Origin of the sequence: Spongiactinospora gelatinilytica, from assembly GCF_003236385.1 — a bacterium.
Taxonomy (GTDB): Bacteria; Actinomycetota; Actinomycetes; order Streptosporangiales; family Streptosporangiaceae; genus Spongiactinospora; species Spongiactinospora gelatinilytica.
The window spans coordinates 14,669-29,148 of the sequence record NZ_POUA01000046.1 but is presented as its reverse complement, the minus strand read 5'-3'; the positions used below and the strand labels follow the sequence as shown (position 1 = coordinate 29,148).

General features: G+C 72.9%; 15 protein-coding genes. 10 read left to right on the top strand and 5 right to left on the bottom strand.

Features of this window, described 5'->3' with window-relative positions; translation table 11 throughout:
- The 4 genes from C1I98_RS08895 to C1I98_RS08880 all read left to right on the top strand — a co-directional run.
- The coding region (locus C1I98_RS08895) for an amidohydrolase family protein (RefSeq protein WP_111166596.1) at window positions 1-911 on the top strand (911 nt) is incomplete at its 5' end.
- 46 nt (window positions 912-957) lie between these two features.
- Window positions 958-1,455: a MarR family winged helix-turn-helix transcriptional regulator gene (locus tag C1I98_RS08890; protein WP_111166595.1), complete on the top strand. Its 498-nt coding sequence runs from the start codon at window positions 958-960 to the stop codon at window positions 1,453-1,455.
- A 93-nt stretch (window positions 1,456-1,548) separates the two neighbouring features.
- On the top strand, window positions 1,549-2,952 hold the full coding sequence (locus C1I98_RS08885) for an MFS transporter (RefSeq protein WP_111166594.1): 1,404 nt from the start codon (window positions 1,549-1,551) through the stop codon (window positions 2,950-2,952).
- 11 nt (window positions 2,953-2,963) lie between these two features.
- Window positions 2,964-3,839 (top strand): SDR family oxidoreductase, encoded by an 876-nt coding sequence (locus C1I98_RS08880; protein WP_111166593.1) that lies wholly within the window; start codon window positions 2,964-2,966, stop codon window positions 3,837-3,839.
- Here the strand turns inward: C1I98_RS08880 and C1I98_RS08875 are convergent.
- Both C1I98_RS08875 and C1I98_RS08870 read right to left on the bottom strand, forming a co-directional pair.
- Window positions 3,836-4,669: an ABC transporter permease gene (locus C1I98_RS08875; protein WP_111166592.1), complete on the bottom strand. Its 834-nt coding sequence runs from the start codon at window positions 4,667-4,669 to the stop codon at window positions 3,836-3,838. The two genes, C1I98_RS08880 and C1I98_RS08875, sit on opposite strands and share 4 nt — an antisense overlap.
- Window positions 4,666-5,661, bottom strand: coding sequence for an ATP-binding cassette domain-containing protein (locus C1I98_RS08870; RefSeq protein ID WP_111166591.1), 996 nt, complete (start codon window positions 5,659-5,661; stop codon window positions 4,666-4,668). The genes C1I98_RS08875 and C1I98_RS08870 overlap by 4 nt, the downstream gene beginning before the upstream one ends.
- 119 nt (window positions 5,662-5,780) lie before the next feature.
- On the opposite strand from C1I98_RS08870, the gene C1I98_RS08865 reads away from it, so the two are divergent.
- Complete coding sequence (locus C1I98_RS08865; protein WP_111166590.1) at window positions 5,781-6,887, top strand: DegT/DnrJ/EryC1/StrS family aminotransferase; 1,107 nt, start codon at window positions 5,781-5,783, stop codon at window positions 6,885-6,887.
- A 4-nt stretch (window positions 6,888-6,891) separates the two neighbouring features.
- Window positions 6,892-7,482, top strand: coding sequence for a dTDP-4-dehydrorhamnose 3,5-epimerase family protein (locus tag C1I98_RS08860; RefSeq protein WP_111166589.1), 591 nt, complete (start codon window positions 6,892-6,894; stop codon window positions 7,480-7,482).
- A 46-nt stretch (window positions 7,483-7,528) separates the two neighbouring features.
- On the opposite strand, the gene C1I98_RS08855 is transcribed toward C1I98_RS08860, so the two are convergent.
- Window positions 7,529-8,215 carry an SDR family NAD(P)-dependent oxidoreductase gene (locus C1I98_RS08855; RefSeq protein ID WP_111166588.1) on the bottom strand — a complete coding sequence of 229 codons (687 nt, stop codon included), beginning with the start codon at window positions 8,213-8,215 and terminating at the stop codon, window positions 7,529-7,531.
- Between the two features lie 196 nt (window positions 8,216-8,411).
- On the opposite strand from C1I98_RS08855, the gene C1I98_RS08850 reads away from it, so the two are divergent.
- Genes C1I98_RS08850 through C1I98_RS08835 form a run of 4 tightly spaced genes read left to right on the top strand, consistent with a single transcriptional unit; the run spans window position 8,412 to window position 12,953 of the window.
- Window positions 8,412-9,476 (top strand): glucose-1-phosphate thymidylyltransferase, encoded by a 1,065-nt coding sequence (locus C1I98_RS08850; protein WP_111166587.1) that lies wholly within the window; start codon window positions 8,412-8,414, stop codon window positions 9,474-9,476.
- Window positions 9,473-11,164, top strand: a complete 1,692-nt coding sequence (locus C1I98_RS08845) for an acetyl-CoA carboxylase carboxyltransferase subunit alpha (protein WP_111166586.1) — start codon at window positions 9,473-9,475, stop codon at window positions 11,162-11,164. The genes C1I98_RS08850 and C1I98_RS08845 overlap by 4 nt, the downstream gene beginning before the upstream one ends.
- A complete protein-coding gene (locus C1I98_RS08840; protein WP_111166585.1) occupies window positions 11,143-11,604 on the top strand; it encodes an acetyl-CoA carboxylase biotin carboxyl carrier protein in 462 nt (153 codons plus the stop codon). The genes C1I98_RS08845 and C1I98_RS08840 overlap by 22 nt, the downstream gene beginning before the upstream one ends.
- Window positions 11,604-12,953 (top strand): acetyl-CoA carboxylase biotin carboxylase subunit, encoded by a 1,350-nt coding sequence (locus tag C1I98_RS08835; protein WP_111166584.1) that lies wholly within the window; start codon window positions 11,604-11,606, stop codon window positions 12,951-12,953. Before C1I98_RS08840 ends, C1I98_RS08835 begins: the two co-directional genes overlap by 1 nt.
- Before the next feature lie 57 nt (window positions 12,954-13,010).
- Here the strand turns inward: C1I98_RS08835 and C1I98_RS08830 are convergent, their stop codons facing one another.
- Complete coding sequence (locus C1I98_RS08830) at window positions 13,011-13,466, bottom strand: anthrone oxygenase family protein (RefSeq protein ID WP_111166597.1); 456 nt, start codon at window positions 13,464-13,466, stop codon at window positions 13,011-13,013.
- 4 nt (window positions 13,467-13,470) lie between these two features.
- Window positions 13,471-14,466, bottom strand: a complete 996-nt coding sequence (locus C1I98_RS08825; RefSeq protein ID WP_111166583.1) for an acyltransferase domain-containing protein — start codon at window positions 14,464-14,466, stop codon at window positions 13,471-13,473.
- Window positions 14,467-14,480: the final 14 nt, after the last annotated feature.

Genomic DNA, 14,480 nt, shown 5'->3' with positions numbered 1-14,480 from the left:
GCATGATCCGGGTGCTGCCGGCGTACGCGGAGCTGGCGCGGGCGGGCGAGCTGACCGCGCGGGTGAGCGTACTCGGGCTGCCCAGCCCGATGTCCGGCGCGTCCGTCGCGGACACCGCGGCCTACCTCGCCGACCTGCCCAAGGACCTGGACGGGGTGGACGAGCGGCTGGTCCGGCTGCTCGGCGTGAAGGTGTTCGCCGACGGGATTCCGCCGTCGGAGACCGCGTGGATGCGGGAGGCGTACCCGTCGGGCGGGCACGGCTCGCTGTGCACGCACGGCGCGACGGACTCCGAGCGGGTGGCCGAGCTGGACGAGATCCTGCGCCTGGTCCACCTGGCGGGGTTCCAGGTGGGCGTGCACGCGGTGGGCAGCCGGAGCATCGACGCGGTGGTGGACGCGCTGGCGGCGCTCGCCCGCGAGCACCCCAGGGACGACGCCAGGCACTACGTGATCCACGGGCAGTACGCGTCCAAGTCCGCCCTGGCCACGCTGGGCGAGCTGGGCTACGGGATAAACCTCCAGCCGGTGCTCCAGCGCCTGGAGTCCGGCACGACGCGGGACATGTTCGGGCCGGAGGCGGCCGAGCGGGAATGGCCGGCCAGGTCGGCGATCGACGCGGGCGTGCTGACCGCGTGCAGTTCCGACGCCCCGGTGACCGGCCCGGACTGGCGGGCGGGCGTTTCGGCGCTGATCGCGCGGGACGGGGAGGGGATCACGCTTGAGGAGGCGCTGGCGACGTACACGACCGCAGGGGCGCGGCAGGACTTCGCCGAGACCTGGAAGGGTACGCTCGGGGAGGGCATGGCGGCCGACCTGTTCGTGAGCGGCGCGACGGAGGTCGCGGACGTGGTGGTCGCGCCGGTCGAGCTGACCGTCTTCGACGGCCGGGTCGTTTGGTCCCGTACCTGAACCGCACGAGATCCGATCGTTAGCTGCCAAACTATACTTCCGCGCTATGACGGGACACCACACCTTGCGTCAGACCGAGGAGGCGATCGGCCAGCGGCTGGGCGGCCTGAACGTCGATTTCGAGGCCATGTGGGCGGTGTCGAACATCTACCGCGCCTCGTCGGCGATCCGCAACCACCTGGAGCAGACCGTCCTGCGGGACACCGGCCTGACCTGGACCGGGTTCGTGGTGATGTGGGTGGTGTGGATCTGGGGCGAGAGCGAGCCCCGGCACGTCGCGGCCGAGGCGGGCATCTCCAAGGGCACGCTCACCGGCGTGGTCAAGACCCTGGAGTCCTACCGCCACCTGCGGCGTTTCCCGCATCCCACGGACGGGCGGCGGGTGATGCTGGCGCTCACCCCGACCGGGGAGCGGCTGATGCTGGGCCTGTTCCCGGAGTTCAACCGCCAGGAGGCGTTCGTGGTGAAGAAGCTGGACAGCGAACGCCGCCGCGACCTGGCCACCTCCCTGCGGCACATCCTGGAGCACTTGGAGAACACCTGACCGTTTTGTTAGAGCTTATAACTACTACTTGAAGTTATCTATTTAGTACTGCATACTCTCTCTCAGTAGACGCTCTAGCGACCTGGAGAGGGTATGCGTATTACCCGAGGCACCAGCGGCTCCCTTGCACAGCACGACCCGCGGCCCGGCTCGCGGGGCCTGGCCATGGCCGGACTGGCCACGGCCGCGGGCGTCGTGATCCTCGACGCCTCGATGGTGAACCTCGCCACCCCCGCGATCCGCGCCGCCCTGCACCTCACCACCACCGAGCTGTCGTGGGTGGTGGACGCCTACCTGATCGCCTTCGCGGGGCTGCTGCTGCTCGGCGGGCGGCTCGCCGACGTGCTCGGCGGCCGGCGGGTGTTCCTGTCCGGGGCCGCGCTGTACGTGCTCGCGTCCCTGGTGTGCGCCCTCGCCACGACCGGTCCCATGCTGATCGCCGCCCGGATCGCGCAGGGGGTGGGGGCGGCGGTGCTGACGCCCGCGGCCCTGTCCCTCATGCTCGGCCTCTACTCCGGGGCCGAGGAGCGGCGCCGCGCGCTGGGCGTCTGGGGCGGGGTCGCGGGCGCGGGCGCCCTGCTCGGGGTCGCGCTCGGTGGCGTGGTCACCCAAACCTTGGGCTGGCCGGCGATCTTCTGGCTGCCGGTGCCCATCGTGGCCCTCACCACCGCCGCGGTCTGGAAGGCGATGCCGCCCTCCCCCGCCCGGCCGGGCCGGTTCGACCTGGCCGGCGCGGCCACGATCACGTTGGGCACGTCGGCGCTGGCCCTCGGCCTGATCTCCGCCCCGGAGGTCGGGTGGGGCTCGGCACGCACCATCGTGAGTCTCGCGGTCGGCGTCGCCGCGCTGGGCGCGTTCGTGGTCGCCGAGCGGCGCTCCGCCCAGCCCCTCGTCCCGCTCGGCGTCTTCCGCCAGGCGCCCGTGGTCATCGCCAACACCATGATGCTGCTGCTCGGCGCGGTGACGGTGGGCCTGTTCTACTTCCTGCCGCAGTTCCAGCAGCAGGTGCTGCACATGTCGCCGGTCACGGCCGGCCTGAGCCAGCTGCCGATCGCCGTCATGATCTCGCTGGGCGGTTTCTCCGCGCCATGGGTGGCCAGGCCCGTGGGGCTGCGGCCGGCGCTGGCCGGCGCGCTGACCGCGCTGGTCGCCGGGCTGTTCTGGCTGGCCCAGAGCGGCGCGGGCAGCGACTACGCCACCGCGCTGCTCGGCCCGTTCCTGCTGATCGGCGCGGGCCTCGGGCTCGGTTTCGTGTACGCGACCACGCTGGCCGTATCCGGGGCCACCACGGGTGAGACCGGCCTGCTCAGCGGCCTGATCAACGCCACCCGCCAGCTCGGCGGCGCGCTCGGGCTGGCCGCCCTGATCGCCGTGGCCACCGCCGGCCACGACACGGCGTACCCCAGCGCGTTTCTCGGCGCGGCCGGGTTCGCGCTGGTCGCGACCGTGCTGTCCCTCATCCCGGCGGCCCACCGCGCGCCGGCTTCCACCACCTGAAGGAGAAGATCATGCAGAAATCGACGGTACTGGTGGTCGGCGCGACCGGCGGAGTCGGCTCGCTGCTGCTCCCCGCGTTGCGAGAGCGCGGCGCGCGGGTACGCGCGATGACCCGCACCGCCGGGCGGGCGGCCGCCTTCCCCGACGGGGTCGAGCCCGTCGTGGCGGACCTGCACGACCCCGGCCTCCCCGACACCGTGTTCGACGGCGTGGACGCGGTGTTCCTGAACAGCCCCTCCGCCCCGGACGCCGCCGACATCCAGATCCGGTTCGCCGAGCGGGTCCGCCGCGCCGGGGTGCCGAGGCTGGTGCTGCTGTCGCAGTACGCCGCGCGGGCCGGCTCCCCGGTGCGGTTCCTGCGCTGGCACGCGGCGGTGGAGCTGTACGTGCGGACCGCGGGCCTCACCGAGTGGACCATCCTGCGCCCCAACCTGTTCATGCAGGGGATCCTGGCCTTCGCCGGCATGATCAAGGCACAGCGGACGTTCGCCGCCCCGATCGGCACGGCCGCGGTCAGCGCCATCGACACCCGCGACATCGCCGACGCGGCGGCGGTCGTACTGACCGAACCCGGGCACGCCGGCCGTACCTACACCCTCACCGGGCCGCGCGCGGTGACCCACCCCGAGATCGCCCGCGCGCTGTCGGACGCGACGGGCGGCCGCATCGGGTTCACCGACGTGCCGCCCGAGGTCTTCGCCGGCTCGCTGCGCGGGCTGTTGCCCGAGTGGCAGGCCGATGGACTGGTCGAGGACTACGCGCACTACGCCAGGGGCGAGGCGGCCGAAATCCACACCGACGTCGCCGACCTCACCGGCCACCCGGCCCGCGATGTCACCGACTTCGCCCGCGACCACGCCGTCGCATTCAAACCGAGCGCGGGTTAGCGGGAGCGGGCCGAACGGAAGGCCAGCAGGGCCAGCGGCACGAAGACCGCGATGAGCCCGAGGGACCAGATCACCGCCGCCTGGACCGGGTGCGCGAGCGGCCAGAAGCGGGGGTCGGCGGCGAGCCCCAGCGGGTTGCCGAACAGCGTGCGGGTGGCGGTGACGACGGCGGTGACCGGATTCCACGCCGCCACCGGCTGGAGCCATTCCGGCATCGAGGAGATCGGCACGAACCCGTTGGAGACGAACCCCAGCGGCAGCACCCACAGCAGCCCCGCCGTGCCCGCCACCTCGGGATTGCGCACCGAAAGGCCGATGGTGACGCCCACCCACGCCATCGCGTACGCGAACAGCAGCAACAGGCCGAAGCCCGCCAGGGTGGAGAGCAGCCCCAGGTGCGCCCGCCAGCCCACCAGCAGTCCGACGATCGCCAGCACGCCGGTGACCAGGAGCGCCCGCAGGAGTTCGGCGTTCGCCCGCCCGACCGGTACCGCGACGTGCGCCATCGGCAGCGCGCGGAACCGGTCGATCAGGCCCCGGCTCATGTCCACCGCCAGCCCCGTGCCGGTGCCGACCCCCATGAACGCCAGCGAGTGCGCGAACACCGCCACCACGACGTACTCCCGGAACGGCCCGCCGCCGGGCAGCGGGATCGCCCCGCCGAACACATAACTGAACAACAGCACGAACAGGATCGGCTGGACCAGGTTGAAGGCCAGCTCATCAGGGACGCGCCCGAGGCGCAGCATGCCACGCCTGGTCATCACCGCACAGTCGCGCAACGCCAGGACGAACCCTGACCCCGCGACGCGGGTCTCGGTCACGGTCATCGGTCGTCCGCCTTCCCGGTCAGTGCGAAGAACACGTCGTCGAGCGTGGGTCTGCGTACGGTGATGTCGGCGACCTCGACCCCGGCGCCGTCCAGCTTCCGCAGTACCTCGGCCATCCGGCTGGTACCGCCGGGCAGCACCGCGGTCACGCACAGCGTGCCCGGGTCCGGTTTCGGGTCGGGCAGGCCGGCCGCGGCCAGGGCGGACACCGCGGCCGGAAGGTCGGCGGCGCGGCGGACGGCCAGGTCCAGGTGGTCGCCGCCGACCCGGTCCTTCAGCTCGGCGGGCTTGCCGGTGGCGATCTCCCGTCCGTGGTCGATCACCGTGATCAGGTCGGCGAACTGGTCGGCCTCCTCCAGGTACTGGGTGGTGACCAGCGCGGTGGTGCCCTGCCTGACCAGGTCGCCGAGCACCGCCCACACCTCCACCCGGGCGCGCGGGTCCAGGCCGGTCGTCGGCTCGTCGAGGAACAGGCAGCGCGGCCCGGCGATGAGCGCCACCGCCAGGTCCAGCCGGCGGCGCATGCCCCCTGAGTAGGTGCGGGCCGGGCGGTCGGCCGCGTGCCCGAGGTCGAAGCGCTCGATCAGCTCCTCGGCGCGCGACCGGGCGGCGCGCTTGCCCATCCGGGCCAGCTGGCCGAAGATGTTGAGGTTCTCCCTGGCCGTCAGGTACTCGTCCACGGCCGCGTACTGCCCGGCGACCCCCACCGACCTGCGTACCGCCTGCGGGTCGCGGATGACGTCGAAGCCGCACACGCTGGCCCGGCCACTGTCCGGTTTCAGCAGGGTCGCCAAAATGCGCACCAGCGTGGACTTGCCCGCCCCGTTCGGGCCGAGCAGGCCGAGCACCTGGCCCTCCGGCGCGTTCAGGTCGAGCCCGTCGAGCGCGTGTACCCCGCCGTACCGCTTCGTCAGCCCTTCCACCTGGATGCCGCCATGCGTCTCTCGCTCCCGGTGCAGGCCGGGGGAGCTGTTCGTGACACCGAGATTCATGGGTGCGAGCGTGGCCGGGACCGCTGGAGTCCGGGTGGTGCGGGGCGCTCGAAACGTACTCGCGCGCGACTCAAGCGCGCGTCCAGACCGCCTCCATCCGGTCCGGCCATGGTCACCCCATGATTCCCTTGTTCAAGGTGGCCATGTCCGAACGGGCATCGGCGGCGGTGGCCGGAGTACTGGCCAGCGGGCACATCGGGCAGGGCGCCAAGGTCGAGGAGTTCGAGGACGCGCTGCGCGAGCGCCTGGGCACCCGCTTCGTATCCACAGTCAACAGCGGCACCTCGGGCCTGCAACTGGCCCTGAAGCTGGCCGCGCGGAACGGCGGCGAGGTGCTGAGCACCCCGCTGACCTTCGTGGCCACCAACTGGGCCATCCTGGCGGCCGGGTTGCCCATCAGGTGGGTGGACGTCGATCCGGCGACGCTCAACGCCGACCTTTCCGACATGGCGGCCAAAGTGTCGGCGCGCACCGCGGCCATCGTGGTGGTCCACTGGGCCGGCTACCCGGTCGACCTGGCCAGGGTGGCGGAGATCGCCGACGAGTGCGAGCACCGCCACGGCACCCGGCCGATGATCATCGAGGACTGCGCGCAGGCGTGGGGCGCGACGTACGCCGGGCGGCCCCTGGGCAACCACGGCAACGTCGCCGTCTACAGTTTCCAGGCCATCAAGCAGGTCACCAGCGGGGACGGCGGCCTCCTCGTCTGCCCCGACGAGGAGTCCCACCGGCGCGGACGCCTGATCCGCTGGTTCGGCCTGGACCGCGACCCGGGCGCGACGCCCCGGTCCGAGCAGGACGTGTCCGAGTGGGGCCTGAAGTTCCACATGAACGACATCAGCGCGGCCATCGGCCTGGCCAACCTGGAAGGCGCGGAAGAACGCGTGGGGCGGCACCGGAGCAACGCCGCCTACTACGACCGGGAGCTGAAGGACGTGCAGGGGCTCGAGCGGGTCCGCCCCGCGCCGGGCAGCGAGCCGTCCTACTGGGTGTACCCGGTCAAGGTGAAGCGCAGGGACGACTTCGTGGCCCACTTGCAGGCGGCCGGGATCGCGGCGGGGCACATCGACGCGCGCAACGACCGGCACTCCTGCGTGGCCGAGTACGCCGAGCCGCTGCCGAAGCTGGACGCGGTCCACGACCAGATCGTGTGCCTGCCGGTCGGCTGGTGGCTGTCGGAGCAGGACAGGGAGCACATCGTGAACACGATCAGAAATGGATGGTGAGCCCATGAGCACGTCGGTCGAACCGCTGGGGATCGCGGGGGCCTTCCTGATCAAGCCGGAGATCTACCCTGACGAGCGCGGTCACTTCCTGGAGCTGTTCCAGCAGCGGGCCGTGGCCGGGCCGGCCGGCGGGCCGATGCCGGTGGCCCAGGTCAACTGCTCGGTCTCGCGCCGGGGGACGATCAGAGGCGTCCACTCCCGCACGGTGCCGCCGGGCCAGGCCCGGTACGTCACCTGCGTCAGCGGCGCGATCCTCGACGTCGTCGTGGACATCCGCGTCGGATCGCCCACGTTCGGCCGGCACGTCACGGTGGCGCTGGACCAGTACGCGAGGCACGCCGTCTACATCCCCGAAGGGCTCGGGCACGCGTTCGCGCCGCTGAGCGCGGAGGCCACGGTGGTGTACCTGTGCTCGACCCCCTACGACCCGACCGGGGAGATCACCATCAACCCGCTGGACCCGGAGCTGGCGCTGCCGTGGGCCGCCTCCCCGCGCATCCTGTCGGAGAAGGACGCCAAGGCCCCGACCCTGCGCGAGGCCGAGGCCGCCGGACTGCTCCCCGTCTACGCCGAAGGCGCGCTGACCGGCGCGTGAGCATGCGCGCGGGCCGCCGCCGCGAAGCGTGGGCGGCGGCCCGCCGTCACCACGGGATGGTCCGGCGGCCACGCAGGAAGACGCCGGACGGCCCGTCCGCGGGGAGGGTCGCCGCCCACACGATGTCCTCCGCCGCCGCCTGGGGCGTCCGCTCGGCGTCCGGCCGCATGCGGGTGCGCACCAGGCCGGGGTTGACGGCGTTCACCAGCACGCCCGTGCCCTCCGTCTCGGCGGCCATGAGCACGGTCAGCGCGTTGAGCGCGGCCTTGGAGACGGCGTAGCCGGGCGTGCGCGCCGACAGCCCGTTGCTGAAGGCCCCGGTGCCGCTGGAGACCATCACCACCCGCCCCCACCCACGCCGCACCATGTCCGGCAGGAACGCCTGGCACACCCGCCAGGCCCCGAGGACGTTGACGTCCAACTGGCGGCCGACCCACTCCATGGGGACCGCCGAGGGCGCGCATCCCCAGTCGAGCTGGATCCCGGCGTTGTTCACCACGATGTCCACCGGGCCGACCTGGTCGCGTACCCGGGCCGGGCCCTCCTCGTCCGTCACGTCGAGCACGGCGGCACGCGCGCCGCCGCCCAGTTCCGCGGCCAGGCCCTCCGCCTCGTCCACCGTCCGCGCGGTCACCACCACCCGGTGCCCGAGCGCGTGCAAACAGGCGCTCACCGCCCGGCCGATCCCCCGGTTGGCGCCCGTGACCAGCGCGACATGCGATTGCGTCGTCATGTGATCTCCTGTTCCGCGCATGATGTGCGGATCATCGGAAAGGCCGCTGAACGGCCGCTCGACTCTCGCTGGACGTACCGGAGCGAGGCCCCTCCAGCCCCGCTCGACCTCCCCGGACGAGTGCCGCTCAACCGCTACTCAAGCGGCGCCACGCAGCCTGCCGCTTGTCCATGGCCTCGTCAGGCAGGGAATATCCATGAAGGCTCTTGTCCTAGCGGGTGGGCGGGGGACCCGGCTGCGGCCCTTCACCCATACCGTTCCCAAGCAACTGGTGCCGGTGGCCAACAAGCCGGTGCTCTTCTACGGCCTGGAAGCCATCAAAGACGCGGGCATCACCGACGTCGGCGTCATCGTGGGCGACCACGGGCCGGCGATCCAGAGCGCGCTCGGCGACGGCGCCGCGTTCGGCCTGAACATCGGCTACATCGAGCAACACGCCCCGCTGGGGCTGGCACACTGCGTCATGATCGCCCAGGACTTCCTCGGCGACGCCGACTTCCTGCTCTATCTCGGCGACAACGTCATCATCGACGGCGTGGGGCCGCTGCTCGACGCGTTCTGGCGGTCCAGGCCGGACGCGATGGTCATGACCGGCAAGGTCGCCAACCCGTCGGAGTACGGCGTGGCGGAGGTCGGCCCCGGCGGCGTCGTGACCGGCCTGGCGGAGAAGCCCGCCAACCCGCGCAGCGACCTGGCGCTGGTCGGCGCGTACGTCTTCACCCCGGTCATCCACCAGGCGGTGCGCAGCGTCAAGCCGAGCTGGCGCAACGAACGGGAGATCACCGACGCCATCGACTGGCTGCTGCGCAGCGGCTGGCGGGTGGAGTCGCATCTGCACGGCGGCTACTGGAAGGACACCGGCAAGGTCGAGGACCTGCTGGAATGCAACCGGGCGGTGCTGGACACCACTGAGCGGTCGATCAAGGGGCAGGTGGACGACACCTGCGAGATCCGCGGGCCGGTCGTCATCGAGGAGGGCGCGCAGGTCAGCGGATCGCGCATCACCGGCCCGGCGGTGATCGGCGTCGCGACGGTGGTACGCGACAGCCAGGTCGGGCCGTACACCAGCATCGGGGCCGACTGCGACATCGCCGGGGCCGCCATCGAGAACTCCGTCGTCTGCGCGGGCAGCACCGTGCGCGGCAGCCTACGCAATTCGCTGATCGGCCGGGAGGCCAAGGTCAGCGGGGACATCGGCCGCCCGGCCAGCCTCGTCCTCGGCGACCACAGCCAGGCCCTGCTGCACGGGGCGGCCTCATGACCGTCACCGTGGAGAGCACCTGGCTGATCTGCCCCGGCTGCGCCGACCTGGTCTTCCGCCCGAAGTACGAGCGGGCCCAGCGGGTCTGCCCGGGCTGCGGGCACCACGCCCGGCTGACCGCCCGCCAACGCCTGGACGGGCTGCTGGACCTCGGCTCGCAAAAACCCGTCGAGACCGCGCTGGCCGCCGACGACCCGCTCGGCTTCACCGACACCCGGCCCTACCGGGAGCGGCTGGCCGCCGCGCGGGAGGCCACCGGGATGCGCGAGGCCGCGCTGTGCGCCTCCGGGACCATCGAGTCGCACCCGGTCGTGGTGGCCTGCCTGGACTTCTCCTTCGTCGGCGGCTCGCTCGGCTCGGGCGTCGGCGAACTGGTGGCGGTGGCGGCCGAGAAGGCGCTGTCGGAGCGGGTCCCGCTGCTGATCGTGACCGCCTCGGGCGGCGCGCGCATGCAGGAGGGCGCGCTGTCGCTGATGCAGATGGCCAAGTGCAGCCAGGCGCTGGCAAAGCTGGACGAGGCGGGCATTCTCACCGTCGCGCTGATCACCGATCCCACCTACGGCGGGGTGGCGGCATCGTTCGCCACGCTGCCCGACGTGCTGATCGCCGAGCCGGGGGCGCACCTGGGCTTCGCGGGGCCACGGGTGATCGCGCAGACGATCCGGCAGGAGCTGCCCGCAGGGTTCCAGACGGCGGAGTTCCTGCTGGCCCGCGGCCTGATCGACGCGGTGGTGCCGCGTCCGGCGCTGCGCCGTACGCTGGCCCGCCTGCTCGCCGCCGCCCGCCCCGACGCCCCCACCATGGGCGAAGACGCCGCGGCGCAGGGCGATTGGCTGGTGCGCGACCCGGCCGCGCTGCCCAGGCGGGCCGCCTGGGACGCGGTACGGCTGGCCCGGGAGGCGGCCCGCCCGACCACGCTGGACTACGCCGGGATGATCCTGGAGGACTTCATCGAGCTGCGCGGCGACCGGGCGGGCAAGGACTGCCCCGCCGTCGTCGGCGGCATCGGGCGGCTGCGCGGCCGGGGCGTGATGCTCATCGGCCACCAGAAGGGACACGACACCGCCGAGCGGGTCAGGCGCAACTTCGGCATGCCCACCCCCGCCGGCTACCGCAAGGCGATGCGGCTGATGCGGCTGGCGGCCAAGCTCGGGCTGCCGGTGGTCACGCTGGTGGACACGCCCGGCGCGTACCCGGGGATCGAGGCCGAGGAGGAGGGCCAGGCGTGGGCCATCGCCGAGAGCCAGCGCCTGATGTCCGGCCTGCCGGTGCCCGTGGTGACCGTCATCACCGGTGAGGGCGGCAGCGGCGGCGCGCTGGCCCTGGCGGTCTCCGACCGCGTGCTGGCGCTGTCCAACGCGGTCTACTCCGTCATCAGTCCCGAGGGGTGCGCCGCGATCCTGTGGAAGGACGCCGCCGCCGCTCCACAGGCCGCCGAGGCGCTGCGCCTTTCCGCCCCCGAGCTGCTGCGGCAGGGCATCGTCGACGCGGTCATCACCGAGCCCGGCGACGGCGCGCACACGGCGCCCGCGCGCACCGCCGAGCTGATCCAGACCGCCGTACGGCGGGCCTGCGACGACCTGGCCACGCTGCCGCCCACCGAGCTGGTCGAGCGGCGGCGGCGGCGTTTCCGCAGTTATGGCAGCCCTTCTTCGGAGGAGACGAGATGGCCGATCACGGCGACCTGATCGAATCGGTGTACCGGCACGCGGTTGGCTTCGCCAACGAGGTCGGCGGGCCGATCCGCCGGCTGAAGGTGACGGTGGGGGAGGTCAGCCTGGAGGCGGAGTGGCCCGCCCCCGGCGATCCGGGGCCCCCGGTCCCGCACCTGGCCGACCTCAACGGCCACCACGCGCCCGCGCCGCGGCCGGAACCGCCCACAGCGGCCGTCGCGGTCGTCCAGTCGCCCATGGTCGGCACCTTCTACCGGTCGCCCGAGCCCGGCGCCCCGCCGTTCGTCAAGGAGGGCGACATGGTCACGCCCGGCCAGCAGGTCGGGATCGTCGAGGCGATGAAGATGATGAACCCGGTCCAGGCGGCCACCGCGGGCCGGGTCACCAAGGCCCTGGCCGAGGACGCCGGCGCCGTGGAGTACGGCCAGGCGCTCTTCGCGCTCGAGGAGGGCTGATGTTCGACAGCGTCCTGATCGCCAACCGCGGGGAGATCGCCCTGCGGGTCGCCCGGACCTGCAAGGAGATGGGCATCCGCACGATCGCCGTGTACTCCTCGGCCGACGAGGGCTCCCCCGTCGTCCGCCTGGCCGACGAGGCCGTGCGGATCGGCCCGCCGCAGGCCAAGCGCAGCTACCTGTACGCGCCCGCCGTGCTCCAGGCGGCCCACCAGACCGGCGCGCAGGCCATCCACCCCGGGTACGGCTTCCTGTCGGAGGACGCCGACTTCGCCGAGATGTGCCGGGCCGAGGGGCTGACGTTCATCGGGCCGCCGCCGGAGATCCTGGCCATGCTGGGTGACAAGGCCGAGGCGCTGCGCGTGCTGTCGGGCGCGGGCATCGACGTCCTGCCGGGCACCCACCGGCCGATCGCCACGGCGGGCGAGGCCGCCGACGCGGCGGCCGGGATCGGCTTTCCGATCATCGTCAAGGCGCTGGCCGGCGGGGGCGGCCGGGGGATGGCCATCGCCAGGCGGCCGGCGGAGCTGGCCGACGCGTACGCCCAGGCCCGCACCTCCGCGCAGGCGGTGTTCGGCGACGAGCGGGTCTACCTGGAGCGCTACGTGGAGTCGGCGCGGCACGTCGAGGTGCAGGTGCTGGCCGGGACCGACGGCCAGGTCCTGCACCTGGGCGCGCGGGACTGCTCGGTGCAGCGGCGGCGGCAGAAGCTCATCGAGGAGACCCCGGTCCCCGGCCTGCCCGAGCGGGACGCGAACCGGCTGTGCGAGCAGGTGGTGGCGGCGGCCCGGGCGATCGGCTACGTGGGGGCGGGCACGTTCGAGTTCCTGCTGGACGACGCGGGGCGCTTCCACTGCATCGAGGTCAACTGCCGCATCCAGGTCGAGCACCCGGTGACCGAGATGATCACCGGCGTGGACCTGGTACGCGAGCAGCTCAACGTGGCCGCCACCGGCGGCCCCGGCATCACCCAGCAGGACATCCGGCTGAACGGGGCCGCGATCGAGTGCCGGATCAACGCCGAGGACCCGGCCAGGGGGTTCCTGCCCTCGCCCGGCACGATCGAGGCGCTGACGCTGCCGGCCGGGCCGTTCACCCGCGTGGACGAGTACGTCCGGCCCGGGATGAGCATCCCGCCGTTCTATGACCCGCTGCTGGCCAAGGTCAGCGTGTGGGCCCCCGACCGGGACCAGGCCATCGCGCGCATGGAGCGGGCGCTGGCCGAGTGCGTGGTCAGCGGGCCGGGCATCCGTACCACGACCGGCTTCCTGACCAGCGTGCTCGCCCACCCGCTGTTCCGCGACGGCAAGCACACCACGGCGCTGATCGAGAACCTGAGCGTCGCCTGAAACGGCGAAACGGCGTGGCGTCCGGATGGACGCCACGCCGCGAGACCGCGTGCGGGTTCAGCTCATCGCGAGGGCCACGCTGTTGGCCGTCAGGGCCACCACGGCCAGCGTGGTCCGCAGCAGGTGCCAGGCCCGCCACCGCGGCCGGGGGTCGGCCCAGTCGTCGGGGATCGAGTCCGGTTCCAGCTTCCGCAGGATCCGGTTGATCGGCACGTTGGCGAGGTGCGACACCCCGGCCACCGCGAGCATCAGCACGAACGTCGCCCCGTACAGCGTCCTGGCGCCCCCCGGCCCGGACAGCAGGGCCAGGGCCAGATCCGCCGCCGCGGTGCCGAGCACCAGGATCGGCATCACCGGGTCCCAGTTACGGCCGAGCAGGTTGGTGGTGTAGAGGTAGCGGTCGGCGGGCATCGCCATCAGCGCGGGCACCACGCTCAGCGCCACCGCGAACAGCACCCCCGCCACCACCCCGCTGGTCACCAGCACCACCACGGCCAGCAGTGAAACCGTCATCACCTCACACTCCTTCACTGACCAGGGGGTCCAGTTCCGCCATCGCCGCCTTCCAGCCGGCGAGCGTGCCGTCCGCCGTGGACGGCAGCGGCGCGAACGCCCTGCTGACTCCCGTTCGCAGGCTCGGATGCCGCCGGGCGAACATCGTCAGGGTCCGCCCGGGACCGGCCTCCACCAGCGTGTGGCCGCCCTCGGTGAGCAGGTCGGACAGTGCCGCCCAGAACCGGACCGGCCGGGCGAGCTGGCCCGCCCAGAAGTCCGGGTTGACCGCTTCGGCCGGGCTGACCGCACGGCCGGTCGCGGTGGACCTGATCGGCACCTGGGGAGCGGCCAGCGGCACCCCGGCGAACCCGGCCGCGAACCGTTCCGCCGCCGCCGACACGGCGGGGCAGTGGAACGGCTGGCGCGCGGCCACCGGCCGGGTGATCACGCCTTCGCCGGCCAGGTCGGCGGCCAGCTCGGAAAGCCACGGCTGCGGGCCCGCCACGATCGTGTGCCGGGGCGCGTTGATCGCCGCCACCGCCACGCCGGCCGCCCGGTACCGCGCGCCGATCCGGGCCTCCAGGTCATCGGCCGCGACCCCGGCGGCGATCATCCCGCCGGGGGTGACCGTCGCCATCGCCGCGCTGCGCGCCGCCATCAGCCGGGCCGCCCCGGCCAGGTCGAACACCCCGGCCAGGCACGCCGCGGCCAGTTCGCCCACGCTGTGCCCGATCAGGGCGGCCGGCCGCAGGCCGCGGGCCATGAGCGCCCGGCCCAGCGCGTATCCGATGGCGAACAGCAGCGGCTGCGCCCGCGTGGCGTCGTCCAACGGCACCGCCGGGGCATCGCTCAGCCAGTCGGCGCGCAGCCGCCGCCCTTCCTGACCCATCAGGGCGAAGAACTCGTCCATGGCGGTGGTGAACACCGGCTCGACGCCGTACAGCTCGACCGCCATGCCGGGGTACTGCGCCCCCTGTCCGGGGAACAGCAGCACCACCGGTCTCGTCGGCTCACCCATGTGCGCCTCTCAAC